This is a genomic window from Geodermatophilus sp. SYSU D00698, assembly GCF_054050335.1.
This window is the reverse complement of the sequence record NZ_JBJGZD010000019.1, coordinates 24,753-42,733: the sequence shown is the minus strand read 5'-3', so window position 1 is coordinate 42,733 and position 17,981 is coordinate 24,753. Positions and strand designations below refer to the sequence as shown.

The window sequence follows — 17,981 nt, the reverse complement described above, 5'->3', positions numbered from 1 at the left end:
ACCGTGAGCGGGGTCCTTGACGCGTCGAGGTCGTCTTGAGAAGATCACGAGGTCTGGTCGAGAACCACACGAGGAGCGACAGCATGACCCACAGCACGGGGCGCCGCGACTACCACGAGGTCGGCGACATCCCGCCGGACTTCGTCGACTACCTGAAGAGGGGCGTGCACACCGGCCGGGGCACCGGCCACCAGATCGCGACGACGAACACGATCATCAAGGGTCTCGCGGCCCACCCCCGGATGAAGAGGCTCATCGCGGAGGACCGGATCTGCTACTTCGCCGGGGCCAAGTCCGGCCGGAAGGCCCGCAACGTCGACCTCGTCCTCGGTCCCCCTGGACCGGGGGCGCGGTTCGACGACACCGTCGGCATGCTCCTGGGGATGCCCACCACGCCGATCATCTCGGGCGAGTACAAAACGATCATGACCGAGCACGGCAAGAACGCCGGCAACCGGCGAACCGACTTCACCAGTCACGCCCACGACGCCCGCCACCACGTCCCGGACGCCTTCGTCTTCGCCGTCTGCCCCGTCAACGCGGCCGACCAGTACTTCAGCTACACCGCCCACCAGTGGCGCAGCCACGGCGACGGCCGCCTGCAGGCGGCCCGCGCCATCGACACGCTCTCGGCCTGCCTCGGGCCCCAGGGCGTGGACCTGCTGTGGACCCCAGTCGTCGTCGCCAACAACGACGAGGACCCGACCAGCCGCGACGCGCACTGGCTACGCGGCTACCCCCAGCCCCCGGACGGGGACGAGCTCGGCTGGGGCCACTTCAAGGAGACGCTGGCGCGGGCCTGCGTCGACCGGGTCGGCTAGGCGCCGCCGGACATCGAGGCCTTCGACCGCCGCCCGGTGCCGCTCCTCGCCTCGCGGCGGCGTGCCATCGCGCGCCGACCGCGAGCGAGGAGCTCGCGCTCTCCGGGGTCGAGGTCTGCCAGCACGACGGCGTCGACGTCCGCGACCACGCCCCACAGGTCGCCGTCGCGCAGCCGGGCGTCGGCGCCGGCCGCGGCGACGGCCTCCAGGCCCGGCCGCATCCGCTGGACGGCGGCCGGCGTGGGCACCGGGAGCCGGTCGGCTTCCTTCGGCTCCAGCTTGAGCAGGCCACCGCCGTAGGCGCGGCCGACCAGTTCGGCCCCGAGCAAGGTGAGACTGTTCAGGGCCGCTAGCGGAAGGAGCGCGCCGGTGCCGTCGTCGATGCCCGGCGCCAGCCGCAGCCCGTGGACCGAGTTGGTGTGGCGCAGATCGGCCTCGTTCCAGACCAGCCGCGGCGCCTGGTGGTTCATGTAGGTGATGAACAAGTGCGGCGCCGGGACGAACGGCGTCTGCCACCACGTCTTGCGGATGCGGCACTTGTACGCGTCGTTCACCTCGGCTGCCTCTCCGGTCAGGATGCGGGCGCGAGCCGCTGCGGACGGGGCCTCGCCGGGCCGGAAGAGCCAGACCTGCGCTCCCGCCGCCCGGCGCGCCTGCCAGTCGTCCTGCGCGAAGGTGAGGCCCTTCAGGTGCTTCGACCCGGGTGGAGCGAACCGCAGGACGTCACGCCCCTCCTCAAGGCCCAGCTCGATCCGCTGAGACTCCGTCAGGAGGAACCACTTGTTGTTGCCGGTCACCATGCCCAGCGTGGGGTCGCCCCAGGCCAGCAGCTCGGTCCACCCGTCACCGTCGGCGGCCGCCGCGTAGGTGCTGAGGACTTCCGTGTCCAGGAGGGCCGTGGTCCACCGGTCCGCCGGTACCGGCGAGGCGACCCACTCCAGCTGATCGGCGCTCTTCAGGTATTCGGCGTTCACGGCATGGTGCAGCTCCAGCTGTCGGGCGGGCCCGTGACCCTTGCCCTCGGCCAGCAGCAGCACGACCTCCTCGCTGACGCCGGGGAACACCCGCTCCTCGAAGGCCACCAGCCGCACCCGGCCGTAGCTGTCGAGCAGGTGCTTGCGGACCGGGGCTGCGTAGTTGACCGTGAGGAGCTCTCCGGGCAGAACCAGGCCCAGCTTGCCGCCGGGCTCGAGCAGCTGAGTGGTGCGGACCACGAAGGCCGCCCAGGAACTGGCCAGTGCCGTCAGTTCGACCTCGGAGGCCAGCGCCACCATCCGGCCGGCGGCCCGGGCGTCCCTCGCGAACTCCTGGTAGCGGACGTACGGCGGATTGCCGAGCCCAGCGGAATAGCGGGCCGCGTGCTCGGTCGTGAGGAAGTCGCCCACGTCCACTTGCGCGGCGAAGCCCGCCTCCCCCAGCAGCCGCTCCGCGGTGCGCGCCGAGTCCGCATGCAACTCCACGCCGTGCAGTTGATCGGCATCTGGCAGGCGTCCTCCGCGCCGGGCGGTCAGCGCCTCGGCCGCCGCCAGGAGGAACGACGCCTCCCCGCAGGACGGCTCCAGCACACGCTCGTCACCTCGCTCGATAGCCCAGTCCGCGACGAAGGCGGCCAGCTCGGGAGGGGTGAAGAACGCACCTCGGGCCTTCCGCGCGGCGCTGGTGTCGACGTCGGCAGAGGAAGGGGCACTCACACTCGCGAGTGAATCACGGCCGTCCGACAGCTCCGCCTCCCGACGCAGCTGACGACGGTCGTTCGCGTCACGGTCACCAGAAGCACCACGGGTTCTCGACATGGCCGAACAGTGCCGGTCTCCGGCTCGATCGCATTCGCCTGGCTGGGGACCAGCGATGGGGTCCACAGATCCCATTTCCACCTTGACCGGAGTGGCCCCCACAGCTCTCGCTCGCAGGCCAACATGACGCTCGACGACCCGGTCGTCCCGGAGCCGCCCTGGCCGCACTGGTGCTGACGCTCCGGTCTACTCGCCCTGCGCTACCTCATGCGGAGATGGTCGAAGAGTGCGGCGAGGTCGCCTTCTTGGCCGGGGCCGAGCAGCAGGTCGGTGTCGGTGAGCTCGTCTTCCGACGCAGGGAAGGCCAGGGTCGCTAGCCCACGGTCGTTCAGCCGCCGCGCCATGTCGAGCACCTTCGCGCCCAGGCGGCTGTCGACCACGTCGTCGATGGTGTCCCCGCCGTCGCGCCGCGCAGCCATCAGGTACGTCACGGTGCAGTCGGCGTCGGCCGACAAACCCAGGCGATGCGTGCGGTCCAGGGACTGCAGCAGCATCCCGGCGTTGAACGTGCGATCGACATGGATCTGGTGGGTGGTCGTGTGGTGCAGTGAAACCCCCTCCGACAGCGTGTGCGGAGTCGCCAGAAGCACCTGGCAGCCGGGATCTTCCCGGAACCGTTCGATCTCGCTCTGACGCTGCACTCGGTCGAAATCACCGCAGACCACGGCCGGCTGGTGCGGGGCGAGCAACTGCTGCAGACGCCGCACGTGGTGGCGAAAGTTCGCCCAGACGAGGACCTTGCGTCCGGCTGCCTCGTGCGCGTCGACGAGCTGGGCAACGCGCACGAACTTCGTCGGCACGAAGGACTCCGGCAGATCGCGCACGAGCCGCTCCAGGTCCAGATCGGCGCGGTCGGCAATCATCGCCAGCTCTCCCCCGGCGCCGAGGACCGCCGTCGGATCGGTGGCGGCCTGCAACAGCAGCATGACGATCCGCCCGGCGCGGCTGAAGTCGTGGCGCAGGTCCGGGTCTCGCAACACCGCCCGCGCCGCGGCGTCCACCATCGCCTCGTAGATCTGGTCGTGCGCTGCCGACAGAGGCACGTGCTCGGTGAAAGGAACCAGCGGGGGGAGGCCCAGTTCGTCCTTCGTCACCCGGCTGTAGGCCGACATCAGCGAGTCGGCGTCCCGGGCAGCGAGAGCGAACCCGTGACCGGGATAGGCCAGGTCGAGCACCCGGGCCAGGTCAATCGGCGAGTTGGGCTGCGGTGTACCGGTCAGCACGCTGCGCCGGTGCGCGACCCCGGAGAGCTCAAGGGCGGCCGCGCCCCGGATTCCGGTCGGGCCGGCCTTCACCCGGTGCGCCTCGTCGAAGACGACGAACGTGCGGCGCCGCCGGCAGAACGCCACGAGGGCATCGAGACGGTCACGGTTCTCCAGCTGCTCGTAGTTGGTCACGAGCACCTCCGCTGCCCCGGCGTGACCGCGGCCGACATGCACACGGGGCGCCATCCCGGGTGCGTACATGCCGGCCGGTTCCGTCTGCCAGGCCTCGTGCGCGGAGATCGGGGCGAGGACGAGCATCTGCTCGACGTCGCCCCGCTGCTTGAGGATGCTGTAGACGAGGTAGGTCATCCCCGTCTTGCCCGCCCCGGGCACTGAGAAGTTGGCCCCGCCACCCAGCGCGACGAGCCGGGCGACGTCGCGCCGCTGCGGTGCCGTGGGCTCCCGGACGATGCCCAGGTCCGCGGGAGCGCCTACCCCCTCCGGCCATCCCGCCTGCTGCTGCGGAGTCTGCGACAGAACATCCAGGCGAACGCCGCTCTCGGCCAGCCGATGCTGCAGATGGGCGGTGAGCGAGGCGTCGAAGGTGAAAGGCAGGTCCTCGCCGGCGAAGTACCACAGCCAGCCGGCGACGTCTCGCAGCGGCAGGGTGACGTGGGTCAGCGTCACCTCGAGGGCGACGTGCGCCAGGGCGTCGGACATCTCGGCGAACACCTCGGCGGGCACGTCGCTGCGAGGCACGGTGACCCGCTCGGGGCCGGACAGGTACAGCTCAGCCACGGCTCGCCACCTCCAGCCGCCCGCGGACCGCGGCAGCGACTGCGCCACCGCCGACCCTGCGGCCGCCGACGTCGGCCACGCCGTCGCGTAGCGCGAGCGCGGTCAGCTCCAGCAACCGGGCACCGAGCGGATCGCGCGGATCGGCGATCTGCAGGTGCGTGCCGCAGACCTCGGCGAGACCGGGCGGCGCGTCCTCGTCCAGCGGATCGGGGAGCACGTCGCGGCCCCCCGCACGATGCAGGATCGCCTCGGAGCACGGATCGAGTCGGCCGACAGCCGACGCAGGCATGCCCAGCAACCACCCGGCCAGGCTCAGCCACCCATAGCGCTCGGCGTGCCGCAGGTCCCCACAGCGGCGGAGCTCCACAATCCGCGCCGTCCTCACGCTTGCGACACGGGCGGCTGGGTCCAGCGCTTTGGCCACGTCGGGACCGAAGCTGGTCTCGAGGAACGCCACGGTGGCCTCGGGGGCGCAGGGGGTCACCGGCGTGCTCACAGTCGCACCCCCGCAGTCGACGCCGTGTCCCGGAGCACCGTTGCTCGGTACGCCGGCGGGCAGTGCACCGTGTTGAACGGCGGGCGGTAGGCGGCGATCATGCGCCGCTCGATGCGGTCGAGAGCCGCCGGCGGGCAGTCGTCACGCAGGGGCAGGACCCACAGGCCGGTGGCGAACCGCGAGATGGCGTGGTGGCCTTCCACGCGCTGCACCACTCCGCCGACGGCCCGTCGGCACTGGCCGATGTACAGGCATGCGCCGGCGTCGTCGACCGCGACGTAGATGCACACGGGCACCGCCAGCAGTCGGTCGGCCATCCGGCAGTGGCCGTCGGCGTCGTGCTCGAGGGCGTAGAGGTCAGCCGCGGCCAGCGGGTGACACAGCCGGCCCATGTGCTGACGCCATGCGCGGACGTCCCGTTCTCCGAACGTCGCGGCCAGCTCGGTCTCCGGCACAGCGGCGCTCATGCCTCGTCCTCGTCGTCGTCGAAGTCGAAGCTGCTGCCCCCGCCCCGCCGAGCGGCGGCGAGGAACTGTCCGTGCTGCAGCATCGCGACGATCTTCTTGGCCTGCTTCAGCAGCGTCCGGGCGTACTCCTCGGGCAGGCCGGCCTCGGCGAAGTGCTTCCCGACGTCCTCGGTCGTGTCCAGGAACGGCACGGTGCTGTTCGCGGCCCGGGCGACCGCGTCGCGCAGATGATCCATTGCCAGCTCGAACGGGTCCTGCTTCGGCGACGGTGGAGGTGTGTCGTCGCCCCCTCCACCGGCGGGCTGCCAGCCCATGCGCTCGCCACGGAGGAACCGCTCGGTGACGGTGCCGCGGGTCCGCTCCACCGGGCGGGCGTGGTCGTCACTGTCGGCGTAGTCGGGGTCGATCGTGTTCTTGGGCAGCCTGCCTGCGAGCGCGGCCTGCACGATCTCGGCGAGCTGCTCGGCGCCGGCCTGCTTGTGCCGGGAGAGGACCTGGCGCATGACCAGGTCGGGGGTGGTCAGGGTGTTGCCACGGGTGCCACCCAGGCCGTTGATGGTGAGCTGCCAGGGGCTGGCCTGCTCGCCGGGGACCGTGGCCAGCACGGCCGGGTTGGTGGCCTGCCCGACGATGCTGAGGAACAGCAGCGCGCGGGTGGCCGGCCCGAAGGTGCCGTAGGACTTGTCGTCGGGAGTGTCGTCGATCCCGAGGCCGTCGGCGTACTCCTTCTCGGCCTGCGCCAGCAGCTCCTTCACCGGCCGGTTCAGCTGCTTCCACCAGGGGTCGGTCGCGCCGCTAGGGTGCTTGGCCACGACCGTGAACATCGGGTGGCGGCTGGCCCGATCGACGGCGGCCCGGGCCCTGTTGTAGCCCGCCTTGTCGTCGGACACGGAAATGCCCAGGAGCGGCATCGCGACGGAGGCGGCGACCGCGGCGCGGTTCTCCCGGATCTTGGTGCCGTGGGTGGACATCGAGTGCGCGATCAGCGACTTCTTGACGTCCTGCTCGGCGGTCGTGTCGGTGCAGACGAACGTGGCGATCGTCTTGGCGGCCAGCCGCAGCGGGTGGTCGGCGTCTTCGGGGTCGGCGGCGTACCACTCGGGCACGGTGTTGGCGTAGACCGCCTGCAGCTCGTCACGCGACAGCGCCATCGTGTAGCCGTGCGCCCGCCCGGAGCGGGTCAGGATGCGCCGCATCGTGTCCAGCGCGACCTGCATGGCCTGCGTGGCCGGGGACCAGTCCAGCTGCGCGGCGGTCTTGATGTGGGTGCGGCGGATGTAGCGGTGCACCACCTCCATCGACGTGGAGCGCTCAGTGGGGGTGTCCAGGCGGGGGCGGTAGCCGACCACAAGGCGGACGGGCATGACGCTGGTGCGGATCACGGTGCGCTGGGCCATCGTCGCGCTGGCCAGCCACTCCTCGATGGCCTCCCGCGAGGCAGTCTGCGGGCGCCAGTACTTGTCGCCGAACTGGGACTTGCGGCGCACGTTGGCCACGTCCGCGGCGGTCCACTCCCGCAGGGCGGTGCCACCGTCGGGCGAGTACAGGTGATCCGCCCAGGCCTCGGTGTCGCTCATGCCGAGGGTGGTGCACACCCGCAGCGCGCGACGCAGCATGGCCAGCCGGCGGTTCCCGTCATCCTGCTTGAGCACCCAGGTGCCGTGGCCGTGCCCGTCCTGGATGCGGGTCGGCGTCGTCAGGGCCGGCTCGTGTACGCCCTGCAGGCCGACCCAGTTGATGTCCTGCAGGTCCTTCGAGTCGGTGATGCTGCCGGTGAAGCCGAGTGCTCGGGCGGAGGCGTCCACGCCGTGGATGAACTCCGCGGCGTCGGCAACTTCGATCACCGGAGCGCCGGTCGCCTCGTCGTCGCCGACCGCCTCCAGGTAGGGCAGCTGCTGGGCGCGGGCCTCCGTGGTGGTGCGACCGTTGTTCGGGTCGTGCGTCAGTGCCAGCGGGTTGGCCCAGAAGTCGACGTAGAGGATCTCGCCAACCTCAGTGGAGATCGACCGCACGCGCCCGCTGGCGAGGCTGCGGACGTTCTCCTCCGGCCACGCGTCGGCAGCCTCCACCGCGCGCAGCAGCCCCTCGGGGACGTCGGCCGGGTCACCGTTCCGCGCCTCGGCGACGCGCTCGCGGAACAGCTGCGCCACCTTGCTGAGCGTGGCGTCGTCGATGCGCGTCTTCGGCACGGTGAACGGGAACCGGTCGGAGCCGTAGACGGGGAGGATCTCGTCGGGGTACTGCAGCCGGTCGAAGGCGTCCTCGGCGAAGGCGAAGTCGGTGCGTCGGGCCATGATGGGTACCTCTCTGCTCAGGCCCCGTCGGCGGCGCTGGGCGTCAGCACGTCCCTGACGTGGGAGCGCGTCTGCTCGGGCGACGGCGGCGGGGGCCGGACTAGGGCGGGTGCGGTGGTGCCGTGTGCGGTCGGTGCGGTGGTGCCGGGCGGATGGCAGGTGGTGGGGCCGGGTCAGTGGTCGAGGTCGTCGGCGAACAGCAGCGCGAACGCGTCAGCGAGCGGGGTGTTGCCGCGCTCCCGCAACCTCCGCAGGACTGCTGAGGGCGGCGCCTGCGGATCAAGGCCGATCGCGTAGGCCAGCGCCGTGGCGATCTCGTCATCCGGGACGCGCTGGCCATCGGGGCCGTAGAGCGCGGCACCCGAGATCAGCGTCCGCGGCGGCCCCGGCGGTCCTGCCGGCTGCGGTGCGCGCTCGATGCGCAGCTCGGTCGGACCGAGGACCACGAGGCGCATCCGGTCCCCGTCGTGCAGACCCACGTCGTTCAGTACCGGCCGGATGGACCGGCTGAACAGGTAGGGGTCGAGCTTCCAGGACGCCGGCACGGTGTGGGTGCCGTTGACCCGGATCGGCATCTTCTGCGCGCCCGGGTCGATGCCCAGGAGCGGGGCGAGGGGGCGGGGGAGGCGCAAGGAGCTGGCACGCAGGCTCTTGGCACTGACCGGCAAGGTGCACGACCAGCGTCCCCGGTCGGGGCCGGAGATCACGCGGAAGCACAGGTCGTCGAAGGCCGGCTCGCGGGCGGCCGGCGGGTCGGCGGGGCCACGACGGCGGAGGATGCCGGCGTCCTCGATGAGCTCGGGCAGCGTGCGGTAGAACTCGATGGACGACCGGCGGTGGCCGTGCTGCTCGGCGAGTGCGCGCAGGTGGTCGACGGCGACCTCGCCGTGGCGGTCGATCTCGTCGAAGATCAGCTGGCGCAGCTGGGGTTGCGGGGTAGCCCCGAACTCGGGGAGCCCGAACTCCGCGCGCCCGACCCTGACCAACTGCGGAGAGCCGCTGGTCAGAACGCCGTCGAGGCTGTGCGGACTGCGGTCGGCCAGCGCGCGGTGCAGGGCGCCCTTCGTCAGCGGGGCGGCATTGGCGCGCAGGACACGGATGATCGCCTCATGGTTGGTGACGCCGCCGAGCAGAGCGTAGCGGCCGCCGACCTCGACGAGGCCAAGCTCGTCGACCAGGTCAGCGGCGATGTCGTCGGCCTCCTCTGCCGAACCGGTGTGCGGCCGCAGCCGTTCAGCGAGCTCTTCGGCCAGTTCCGCGGGATCGTCGGTCACACCATCACCGGCCACCTCCTCGGTGACGGCCCTCAGCAGCGCGGCGGGAGTGTTGGAGCCGAGGGCCAGCCACCGGTGCGCGACGTGGAGCACGATCTGCGGTCGCTGGTCGTTGAAGACGAGCCCCTTCGCCAGTCCGAGCAGCAGGCCGGTGCCGAGGGAGTCCAGGGGGGCGAAGCCGCGCTGGATGAGGGCAGCCTCGGTGACCGGCAGGGGCAGCGTCGCGACCGCGAAGATGGCGTCGCGCACGACATGAGCCCACTCCGGCTGCGCCGTCGCCGGGGAATCAGCCGGCGGGCGGCCGGGCCGCCGCGTAGTGACTCCGGCCAGCGCCTCGAGCGCCTTCTTCTCCAGCTGCCGGATCCGCTCGCGGGTCACACCCCAGCTGTCACCGATGACGTCGAGAGTCTCGGGCGACTCGGCCAGGAGTCGGCGCTTGAGGATGTCCTGGTCACGCGTGGACAGCGCGTAGAACCGCTGCTCCAGGATCGCTGCGTAGGCCGGGTCGACCGGCTGCGCGTCGTCGGCGGGGCTCGTCTCCATGTGTTCCTCCGGGTCGCCGGAGGCGGCCGGGAGAACGACGAGCACGGATGCCGAGAAGACGTCCCCGAGGGGTCCGTCCGTCTCGCCGACCGCCACGACGTCCGTTCGTGTTGGCTTTGGCCGCTGCCAGGCTGACTTTGGCCGTACCCCACACGCCCGGGCACCTCGGTGATGGGCTGTGACGAGAGCAACATAGCAGAGGTCACGACGGTTCGTGAACCGCGCATTACAGGGTGTCCCCCATCTGGGTTGCCTCGGCTCCGCGCCTTCCTCCGTCCGGAGCTCTTTCTCCTCCGCCCTCGACTCTCCGGCATGCCGGGACGTTCTCGCATCGGCGTCCGAGCGCTCCCGCGTAGCCACGCCACAGCCACAACCGGGTCCGGAACAAGGACGAACGCTGCCCCGGGCGTGACGAACAGTGGAGAATGGCCGGGCGGCGCCAGCTGCACGAAGATGCAGGTCAGGGAACGAGTAGCTGGACGAAGTAGCAGGTCAGGAGCCCGAGCCGGGGACTACTCGCAGTGAGCCGAAGCGGTTTTCAAGACCGCCGCCATCGGCCACTAGGCGAGCCCTCCCGGCAGATGGAGGCTAACCCGCCCCGCCGGGCGGACCCACCCGGGAGGCCCCGCGGTGTGCGCCCCGCTGCGGCCGCGCCGGGCATGATCCGGGACCGGACGGTGTTGTCCCCCCGACCCGGTCCGCGGCTCCGTCGCGTCGACCCCGCCCCCGCACGCCGATCGAAGGACACCCCCTGCCCGAGACCGCTCCCCCGCCGTCCACCCGCCGCCGGGTGCGGCGCCCCGCCGTCGAGCGCCCTCCCGTCCCCACGACGGCGGACCGCGCCGCCGAGCGGGATGCCGCCCGTGAGGCCGCCCGCGCCGAGCGGCGCGCCCAGCAGCTGTGGGTCGAGGACGCCGCGCCGGAACTGCCCGTCCGCGCGACCCCGCCGCGGCGGGTCGTGTTCCACCTCGGCCCGACCAACTCGGGCAAGACCCACGAGTCGCTGCAGGCGCTGGCCGCCACCGGCTCCGGCGTCTACGCCGCGCCGCTGCGCCAGCTCGCCCACGAGGCCTACGCCAAGCTCGCCGCGGGCCTGCCCGAGGGCGCCGTCGGCCTGTCCACCGGCGAGGAGGAGGTCCACCCGCAGGCGGCGATCCTCTGCTGCACGGTGGAGAAGGCGCCGATGCGCGGCGAGCTGCTCGTCCTCGACGAGTCGCACTGGATCGCCGACCCCGACCGCGGCCACCACTGGGCCCGGCTGCTGCTCACCGGCGAGTACCGCGAGATGCACCTGATCGCGGCCGCCGAGGCCCACCCGCAGCTGGCGCCGCTGGTGTCCGACGCCGGCGACGTCGAGGTCGTCCACCACCGGCGGCTGTCCCGGCTCGACGTCCTGCGCGCGCCGGTGCGCACCCCGCGCGTCCGCCCGCAGACCCTCGTCGTCGCCTTCTCCCGCAAGACCGTCTACGCCGTCGCCGCCGAGCTCGACCGGCACCGGCCCGGGAAGGTGGGCGTCCTCTACGGCGCGCTGCCCCCGGCCACCCGGCGCGAGGTCATCGAGCGGTTCACCACCGGCGAGTTGGACGTCCTCGTCACCACCGACGTGATCGGCCACGGCATCAACGTCCCCGCGACGACCGTGCTGTTCGCCGAGACGACGAAGTTCGACGGCACCGAGCTGCGGCCGCTGCGCAGCTGGGAGGCCGCGCAGATCGCCGGGCGGGCCGGCCGCTACGGCCTGACCGGGCACGGGACGGTCGGCGTCCTGGCCGGCGTGCCCGGGCTGCGGCCGTCGGCGGCGCTCGTGACCGTCGGCGCCGAGGTGGCCCGCGGCGAGCGGGTCAGCGACCTGCCGGCCCGCGGGGCGCGGCTGCGCCCGGAGCTCGAGGACCTCGGCGCCTTCGAGGCGGCCGACCTGCCCGAGGCACTGGTCCGCTGGGAGGCCTGGGCGCACACGGCGACCCGCGACCGGGCGATGACCCCGGACGACGTCGGCGAGCTGGTGCTGCGGGTGCGGGCGCTGCTGCCGCTGCTGCGCGGGCCGCTCGGCGCCGTGGGCGACCTGCGCACCGTCTGGCGCCTTGTGCAGCTGCCGATCGACTACGAGCCGCCGCGGCGCACCCGCTGGCTGGTGCTCGCCCGCGCCGCGCTGCGGCACGCCGCGGGCCTGCCGGTGCGGCCCGAGCTGGTGCTGCCCGACGTCCCGGTCGGCGGGAGCGTCGAGGAGTTCGAGCAGGCCGCCGCGGCCGCGCGCGACGCCCAGGCGCTGCTGCGGCAGTTCCCCGGGGTCGCGGACCTGGACGCCGACGACGCCGCCTGGGTCGAGGAGGAGTGCGCCGAGGCGATCAGCGAGCTCCTGCCCGACGCCATCGCGGTCAGCCGGTCCAGCGCCTGCGCCGAGTGCGGCACCGCGATCGCCCCGTGGTTCTCCACCTGCCGCCCGTGCAGCGCGCCGCGCGGGCGGGGCCGGGACGGCCGCCCCCGCGCCGGCGGCCGGGACGGGCGGCGGGCTCCCCGCTCGGGCTCCCGCCAGGGCCGGCGCCCCACCCGCAGCGGCCGCGGCTGACGGGTCAGGTCGCCGGGTCGCCCGCGGTGACCGGCTCGTCGGGCCGCTCGCGCTGCACCGGCTCCCCGACGACGCCGTGCAGGTGGCAGGCGGCGACGTGCCCCGGTGCCGAGCCGACCGGCTGCAGCGCCGGGTCGACGTCCGGGCAGGGCTCGAAAACGTCGGGACAGCGGGTGCGGAACCGGCAGCCGCTGGGCACCCGCGCCGGTGAGGGGACGTCGCCGCGCAGCACGATCCGCTGCCGGGACCGCTCCAGCGCCGGGTGCGGCAGCGGCACCGCCGACAGCAGCGCCCGCGTGTAGGGCATCTGCGGCTCGGCGGCGACGGCGGCCGCGGGCCCGACCTCGACCACCCGGCCCAGGTACATCACCGCGATCCGGTCGGACACGTGCCGCACCGCCGACAGGTCGTGCGAGACGAACAGCAGCGTGAGGCCGAGCTGCCGCTGCAGCCGCCGCAGCAGGTTGAGCACCTGCGCCTGCACGCTGACGTCGAGGGAGGCGATCGCCTCGTCGCAGACCAGGAAGTCCGGCTCGCCGGCCAGTGCGCGGGCGATGCCGACCCGCTGCCGCTGGCCGCCGGAGAACTCGTGCGGGTAGCGGGCGGCCACCGCCGGGTCCAGGCCGACCAGCTCGAGCAGCTCGCGCACCCGCGCGGCCCGCGCCTGCCGCCCCGGGTGCAGGCCGTGGACCTCCAGCGGCTCGGCCACCGTCTGCGCCACCGTGCGCCGCGGGTCGAGGGAGGCGAACGGGTCCTGGAACACCATCCCGGCCCGGCGCCGCAGCTCGCGCAGCTCCTTCCTGCCCATCGCGGTGACGTCCGTGCCGTCGAAGGTGACCGTGCCGCCGGTCGGCGGGACCAGCCGCAGCAGCGCGTTGCCCAGCGTGGACTTCCCGCAGCCGGACTCCCCCACCAAGCCCAGCGTCTCGCCGCGGTACACGTCGAGGTCCACGCCGTCGACGGCGCGCAGCACGCCGGTGGTGCGGCGCAGCACCCCGCCCGAGCGGACCGGGAAGTGCACCTCCAGCCCCCGCGCGGAGACCAGGACCTCCCGCTTCGTCGTCGACGTCACGACGCCTCCCCCTCCGCACACCAGGTGGCCGCCCGGTGCGGCAGCCCCGCGCGCCCGGACCCGACGACGGCCAGCGGCGGCTGCTCGGTCTCGCAGCGGGCGTCGCCGCGCACGGGGCAGCGCGGCCAGAACACGCAGCCCGCGGGCAGGTCGGTGGGCGCGGGCGGCGTCCCGGGGATGGTGGCCAGGTCACCGCCGTCGTCGGCGGCGAGGTCGGGCAGCGCGCCGAGCAGGCCGCGGGTGTAGGGGTGCACCGGCCGCTCGAGGACGTCGTCGACCGTGCCGTCCTCCACGCAGCGCCCGCCGTACATGACCAGCACCCGGTCGGCGACGCCGGCGACGACGCCGAGGTCGTGGGTGATCCAGATGACGCCGGTGCCGTGGTCGGCCTGCAGCCGCTCGACCAGGTCCAGGATCTGCGCCTGCACGGTGACGTCGAGCGCCGTCGTCGCCTCGTCGGCGATGAGCAGCGACGGCGAGTTGGCCAGCGCGATCGCGATGACCACCCGCTGCCGCATGCCGCCGGACAGCTCGTGGGGGTAACGGTCCACCGCGCGGCCCGGGTCGGGCAGGCCCACCTCGCCGAGCAGCTCCACCGCGCGCGCCCGGGCCGCGGCCTTCGACACCGCCCCGTGCGCGCGGATGCCCTCGGTGAGCTGGCGGCCCACGGTGAGCACCGGGTTGAGCGAGGTCATCGGGTCCTGGAAGACCATGCCGACGCCGGGCCCGCGGACCTGCCGCAGCCGGTCGGGGGACATGGTGAGCAGGTCCTCGCCCCGCAGCAGCGCCCGGCCGGTCACCGTGGCCGTCCGCGCCGGCAGCAGGCCCATCAGCGCGAGCACCGAGACGCTCTTGCCGCTGCCGGACTCCCCGACGACGGCCACCGTCTCACCCGGCCCGACGGTGTAGCTCAGGCCGTTGACGACGTGCGCCGTCCCGCGCGGCGTGCGCAGGTCCACCCGCAGGTCCTCGACCTCCAGGACCGGTTCCACCGCGGGCTCGGGCAGGACGCTCACCGTCCGCCCCCGGCCATGAGGGTGCGCTGCCGCGGGTCGAGGACGTCGCGCAGCCCGTCGCCGAGCAGGTTGAAGCACAGCACCGTGACGACGATCGCCAGGCCCGGGAAGACCGTGTACCACCAGGCCTGCTCGATGAAGCCGCGGCCGTCGGCGAGCATCAGCCCCCACGACGGGTTGGGCCGGCGCGGGCCCAGGCCGAGGAAGGACAGCGCCGCCTCGGCCAGCACCGCGAAGGCCAGGCTGATCGAGGTCTGCACGATGATCGGCGGCGCGGCGTTCGGCAGCACGTGCCGGGTGATCAGCCGCCAGTCCGAGGCGCCGACCGAGCGCGAGGCCCGCACGTACACCTCCTCGCGCACACCGAGCACGCTGGCGCGGGTGACCCGGGCGAAGATCGGCACGTACACGATGCCGATCGCGAGGATCGCGTTGGCCGGCCCGGCGCCGCGGATGGCCACGATGGCGATGGCCAGCAGCACCGCCGGGAAGGCGAACAGCACGTCCATCAGCCGCATCAGCGTGTCGTCGACCCACCGGCCGTAGTAGCCGGCGAGCAGGCCGATGAGCGTGCCGACGACCAGGGCGAACGCGACCGACAGGAACCCGACCCGCAGCGACGTCGCCGCGCCCAGGATCACCCGGCTGAGGATGTCGCGACCGAACTCGTCGGTGCCGAACGGGTGGTCCCAGCTCGACGGCTGCAGCTGCAGCGACGGGTCCTGCTCGTTGGGACCGTCGGGGGCGAGCGTCTCGTCGAAGACCGCCATCAGCACGATCAGGAGCAGGACCACGGCCGAGACGGCGGCGGTCGGGTTGCGGGCCAGCAGGCCGAGCGTCTCCCGCCAGCGGGGGCGTGGCGGGGCCGCGGTCGGCAGCGGCTCGGCGGGCGGGGGGGCGGCCGGGGTGGCGCCCGGCGTCGGCAGCTGCGTCATCGGCGGGCGATCCTCGGGTCGATGCGGCTGTAGAGCAGGTCCACCAGCAGGTTGATGACGAGGAAGACCAGGGCGAACAGGAGGACGGCGCCCTGCAGCACGGGGAAGTCCCGGTCGCGCACCGCCTGGTAGGCCAGCTGCCCCAGCCCCGGCCAGGAGAAGACGATCTCCACGACGACGACGCCGGACAGCAGGTAGGCCAGCTGCACGCCGGTGACCGTGACCAGCGGCAGGAGGGCGTTGCGCAGCACGTGCCAGGTCAGCACCTGGCGGGTCCCGACGCCCTTGGCCTGCGCCGTCCGCACGTGGTCGGAGCCCAGCGCCTCGAGCATGCTCGACCGGACGAACCGGGTGATCACCGAGCCCGAGACGACGCCGGTGGCGACCGCCGGCAGCACCAGCCGCTGCGCCCAGCCCAGCGGGTCCTCGGTCAGCGGGACGTAGCCGCCCGAGGGCAGCCAGCCCAGCGTCCCGGCGAACACCAGGATCAGCATGATCGACAGCCAGAAGTCCGGCACCGAGATGCCGAACTGGCTGACGACGGTGGCCAGCCGGTCGACGAACGACCGCGGGTGCAGCGCCGAGAGCATCCCGAGCGGCAGCGCGATGACCAGCGCGACCAGCAGGGACGCGAAGGCCAGCGTCAGCGTGGCCGGCAGCCGCTCGGCGATCAGCGAGGTGACCGTCTCGCCGCTGCGGAAGCTGACCCCGAGGTCACCGGTGACCGCCCGCCCGGCCCAGGTGAAGTACTGCTGGACCAGGGGGAGGTCCAGCCCGCTGCGCTCCCGCAGGGCGTCGTAGGTCTCCTGGGAGAACCGCGTGCCGAGGGCCAGGCGGATCGGGTCGCCCCGCACGAGGTGGATGAGGGAGAAGACCAGGACGCTCACACCGGCCAGGACCACGATCGCCTGGCCGGCCCGCCGGAGCAGGTACCCGGTCAGGGCAGCTCCACGTTCTCGAAGTCGATCGCCGCGTCGGCCCGCACCTGGTAGCCGGTCAGCCCCGGCACCCAGGCCTGCACCTCGTCGGGGTTGTAGAGGTACAGGTAGCTGACGTCGTCGACGATGATCCGCGCGGCCTCGTCGTAGAGGCCCTTGCGGGCGGCCTGGTCCGGCTCCGTGGCGGCGCGGGTGAGCAGGTCGTCGACCTGCGGGTTGCTGTAGCCCTGGTAGTTGCTGCCGCCGGTGGACAGGTGCTGGTTCTCGTAGAAGTCGGCCGGGTCGATGTTGCCGATCCAGCTGAGCATGAAGGCGTCGAAGTCGCCCTGGGACTGCCGGTCCAGCCAGGTGGCGAAGTCCTCCTCCTGGATCTCCACCTGGATGCCGATCGGCTCGAGCTCGCTGGCGATCACCTGGGCGGCGGCCACCGTCTCCGGGTACTCGTCGGTGACCATCAACCCCATCGTCAGCGGCGTCTGCACGCCGGCCTGGGCCAGCAGCTGCCGGGCGGCCTCCTCGTCCGGGGTGAACGGCGCGTAGTCCAGGTACCAGGGGCTGCCCTCGGGGATGGCCGTCTGGTTGGGCTGCGCGGCGCCGAAGCGGGCGGCCTGGGTGATCTCGTCGCGGTCCAGCGCGGTGGCGATCGCCCGGCGCACGTCCCGGTTGTCGAACGGCGGGACGGCGTAGTTCATCGACAGGTAGAAGTACTCGACGCTGGTGACCGAGCCGAGCTCGACCGCCTCGTCGTCCTCGAGGTCCGCCACGTTCTGCGGCGGGACGTTGTCGGTCCACTGGACCTCGCCGTTGCGCAGCGCGGTCAGCGCGGAGCTGGGCTCGGCGATGTAGCGGAACTCGACGCCGTCGATGGCCGGCGCCCCACCCCAGTGGTCGTCGAAGGTGGTGAGGGTGGTGGCGTTGGCGTCGGAGCTCTCCAGCCGGAACGGGCCGGTGCCGTTGGCCTCGCTCTGCAGGTCGAACTCCTCGGCGGCGTTCTCCGAGACGATCGCCATGCCCTTGAACGACCCGATGAGCTCGAGCAGGTTCGGCGTCGGCCGGGTCAGGGTGACGACGACGGTCCGCGGGTCGGGCGCCTGCACGTCGGCGACCGTGGCGAAGCGGTAGGCGTTGGACAGGTCCTCGTCGATGATCCGCCGGTAGCTGTAGACGACGTCGGCGGAGTCGAACTCGCTGCCGTCGTGGAAGGTGACGCCGTCCCGGAGGGTGAAGGTCCAGGTCAGCCCGTCGGGGCTGGTCGTCCACGACTCGGCCAGGCTCGGCTGCATCGTGAGGTCCTCGGCACTGGGGACGACGAGGGTGTCGTAGACGTTCTCCAGCACCTGGAAGCTCGCGTAGGCGTTGGTGACGTGCGGGTCGAACTGGTCGGGCTCGGCGCTCACCGCGGCGACCAGGACGTCGTCGCCTCCCCCGCCGCCGCCTCCTCCTCCGGTGTCGACGCTCTCCCCGCCGCCGCAGGCGGAGAGGACGAGGGCCGCCGCGGCGGCGAGGGGCAGGAGCCGGTTCGTGCGCACGGGGACCTCCGCGGGGCTCGGTGTCGTCGCTCGGTGTCGTCTCCGCCCCGACCCTGGCCCTGTCCCGCCGTCCCCGCAGTTCGAGACGGTGATCGTTACGTTTCCTCGACCCGGCCGTCACCCCGCGCCGGTGGTGGCGGGCCCCGCGGGACGACCGCGGGTCGACGACGGACGCACACGCGGGTCGTCGCCGTTCCCCGCCCCGTGTGGAGGAGGATCCCGGCGTGTGCCGGC

Annotated in this window: 13 protein-coding genes; 2 read left to right on the top strand and 11 right to left on the bottom strand. The window is 72.9% G+C overall.

Annotated features, from left to right (window positions below; all coding sequences use genetic code 11):
- The first annotated feature begins 83 nt into the window (after positions 1-83).
- Complete coding sequence (locus ACI8AB_RS16855) at positions 84-821, top strand: hypothetical protein (protein WP_456951056.1); 738 nt, start codon at positions 84-86, stop codon at positions 819-821.
- On the opposite strand, the gene ACI8AB_RS16850 is transcribed toward ACI8AB_RS16855, so the two are convergent.
- The 6 genes from ACI8AB_RS16850 to ACI8AB_RS16825 all read right to left on the bottom strand — a co-directional run bounded on the left by ACI8AB_RS16850 (position 818) and on the right by ACI8AB_RS16825 (position 9,787).
- Positions 818-2,512: an N-6 DNA methylase gene (locus ACI8AB_RS16850; protein WP_456951055.1), complete on the bottom strand. Its 1,695-nt coding sequence runs from the start codon at positions 2,510-2,512 to the stop codon at positions 818-820. The two genes, ACI8AB_RS16855 and ACI8AB_RS16850, sit on opposite strands and share 4 nt — an antisense overlap.
- Positions 2,513-2,814: 302 nt before the next feature.
- On the bottom strand, positions 2,815-4,617 hold the full coding sequence (locus ACI8AB_RS16845) for an SNF2-related protein (protein ID WP_456951054.1): 1,803 nt from the start codon (positions 4,615-4,617) through the stop codon (positions 2,815-2,817).
- Entirely contained in the window at positions 4,610-5,113 is a 504-nt protein-coding gene (locus ACI8AB_RS16840) for a hypothetical protein (protein WP_456951053.1), read from the bottom strand. The genes ACI8AB_RS16845 and ACI8AB_RS16840 overlap by 8 nt, the downstream gene beginning before the upstream one ends.
- Positions 5,110-5,580 (bottom strand): hypothetical protein, encoded by a 471-nt coding sequence (locus ACI8AB_RS16835; protein ID WP_456951052.1) that lies wholly within the window; start codon positions 5,578-5,580, stop codon positions 5,110-5,112. Before ACI8AB_RS16835 ends, ACI8AB_RS16840 begins: the two co-directional genes overlap by 4 nt.
- Positions 5,577-7,874, bottom strand: coding sequence for a hypothetical protein (locus tag ACI8AB_RS16830; RefSeq protein WP_456951051.1), 2,298 nt, complete (start codon positions 7,872-7,874; stop codon positions 5,577-5,579). The genes ACI8AB_RS16835 and ACI8AB_RS16830 overlap by 4 nt, the downstream gene beginning before the upstream one ends.
- Positions 7,875-8,047: 173 nt before the next feature.
- Positions 8,048-9,787, bottom strand: coding sequence for a sigma factor-like helix-turn-helix DNA-binding protein (locus ACI8AB_RS16825; protein ID WP_456951050.1), 1,740 nt, complete (start codon positions 9,785-9,787; stop codon positions 8,048-8,050).
- 694 nt (positions 9,788-10,481) lie between these two features.
- On the opposite strand from ACI8AB_RS16825, the gene ACI8AB_RS16820 reads away from it, so the two are divergent.
- Positions 10,482-12,257: a helicase-related protein gene (locus ACI8AB_RS16820; RefSeq protein WP_456951049.1), complete on the top strand. Its 1,776-nt coding sequence runs from the start codon at positions 10,482-10,484 to the stop codon at positions 12,255-12,257.
- A 4-nt stretch (positions 12,258-12,261) separates the two neighbouring features.
- On the opposite strand, the gene ACI8AB_RS16815 is transcribed toward ACI8AB_RS16820, so the two are convergent.
- The 5 genes from ACI8AB_RS16815 to ACI8AB_RS16795 are packed head-to-tail and all read right to left on the bottom strand — an operon-like array spanning position 12,262 to position 17,747.
- A complete protein-coding gene (locus tag ACI8AB_RS16815; protein ID WP_456951048.1) occupies positions 12,262-13,329 on the bottom strand; it encodes an ABC transporter ATP-binding protein in 1,068 nt (355 codons plus the stop codon).
- On the bottom strand, positions 13,326-14,345 hold the full coding sequence (locus ACI8AB_RS16810; RefSeq protein WP_456951047.1) for an ABC transporter ATP-binding protein: 1,020 nt from the start codon (positions 14,343-14,345) through the stop codon (positions 13,326-13,328). Before ACI8AB_RS16810 ends, ACI8AB_RS16815 begins: the two co-directional genes overlap by 4 nt.
- Positions 14,342-15,280 carry an ABC transporter permease gene (locus ACI8AB_RS16805; RefSeq protein ID WP_456951046.1) on the bottom strand — a complete coding sequence of 313 codons (939 nt, stop codon included), beginning with the start codon at positions 15,278-15,280 and terminating at the stop codon, positions 14,342-14,344. The genes ACI8AB_RS16810 and ACI8AB_RS16805 overlap by 4 nt, the downstream gene beginning before the upstream one ends.
- Positions 15,277-16,209 (bottom strand): ABC transporter permease, encoded by a 933-nt coding sequence (locus ACI8AB_RS16800; RefSeq protein ID WP_456951107.1) that lies wholly within the window; start codon positions 16,207-16,209, stop codon positions 15,277-15,279. The genes ACI8AB_RS16805 and ACI8AB_RS16800 overlap by 4 nt, the downstream gene beginning before the upstream one ends.
- 8 nt (positions 16,210-16,217) lie before the next feature.
- A complete protein-coding gene (locus ACI8AB_RS16795; protein ID WP_456951045.1) occupies positions 16,218-17,747 on the bottom strand; it encodes an ABC transporter substrate-binding protein in 1,530 nt (509 codons plus the stop codon).
- Between the last annotated feature and the right edge of the window lie 234 nt (positions 17,748-17,981).

Excerpts from the sequence above, each read along its gene's own strand:
- ACI8AB_RS16805 (WP_456951046.1), bottom strand. The coding sequence starts at position 15,280 with ATGACGCAGCTGCCGACGCCGGGCGCCACCCCGGCCGCCCCCCCGCCC.
- ACI8AB_RS16835 (WP_456951052.1), bottom strand. The coding sequence starts at position 5,580 with ATGAGCGCCGCTGTGCCGGAGACCGAGCTGGCCGCGACGTTCGGAGAA.
- ACI8AB_RS16855 (WP_456951056.1), top strand. The coding sequence starts at position 84 with ATGACCCACAGCACGGGGCGCCGCGACTACCACGAGGTCGGCGACATC.
- ACI8AB_RS16830 (WP_456951051.1), bottom strand. The coding sequence starts at position 7,874 with ATGGCCCGACGCACCGACTTCGCCTTCGCCGAGGACGCCTTCGACCGG.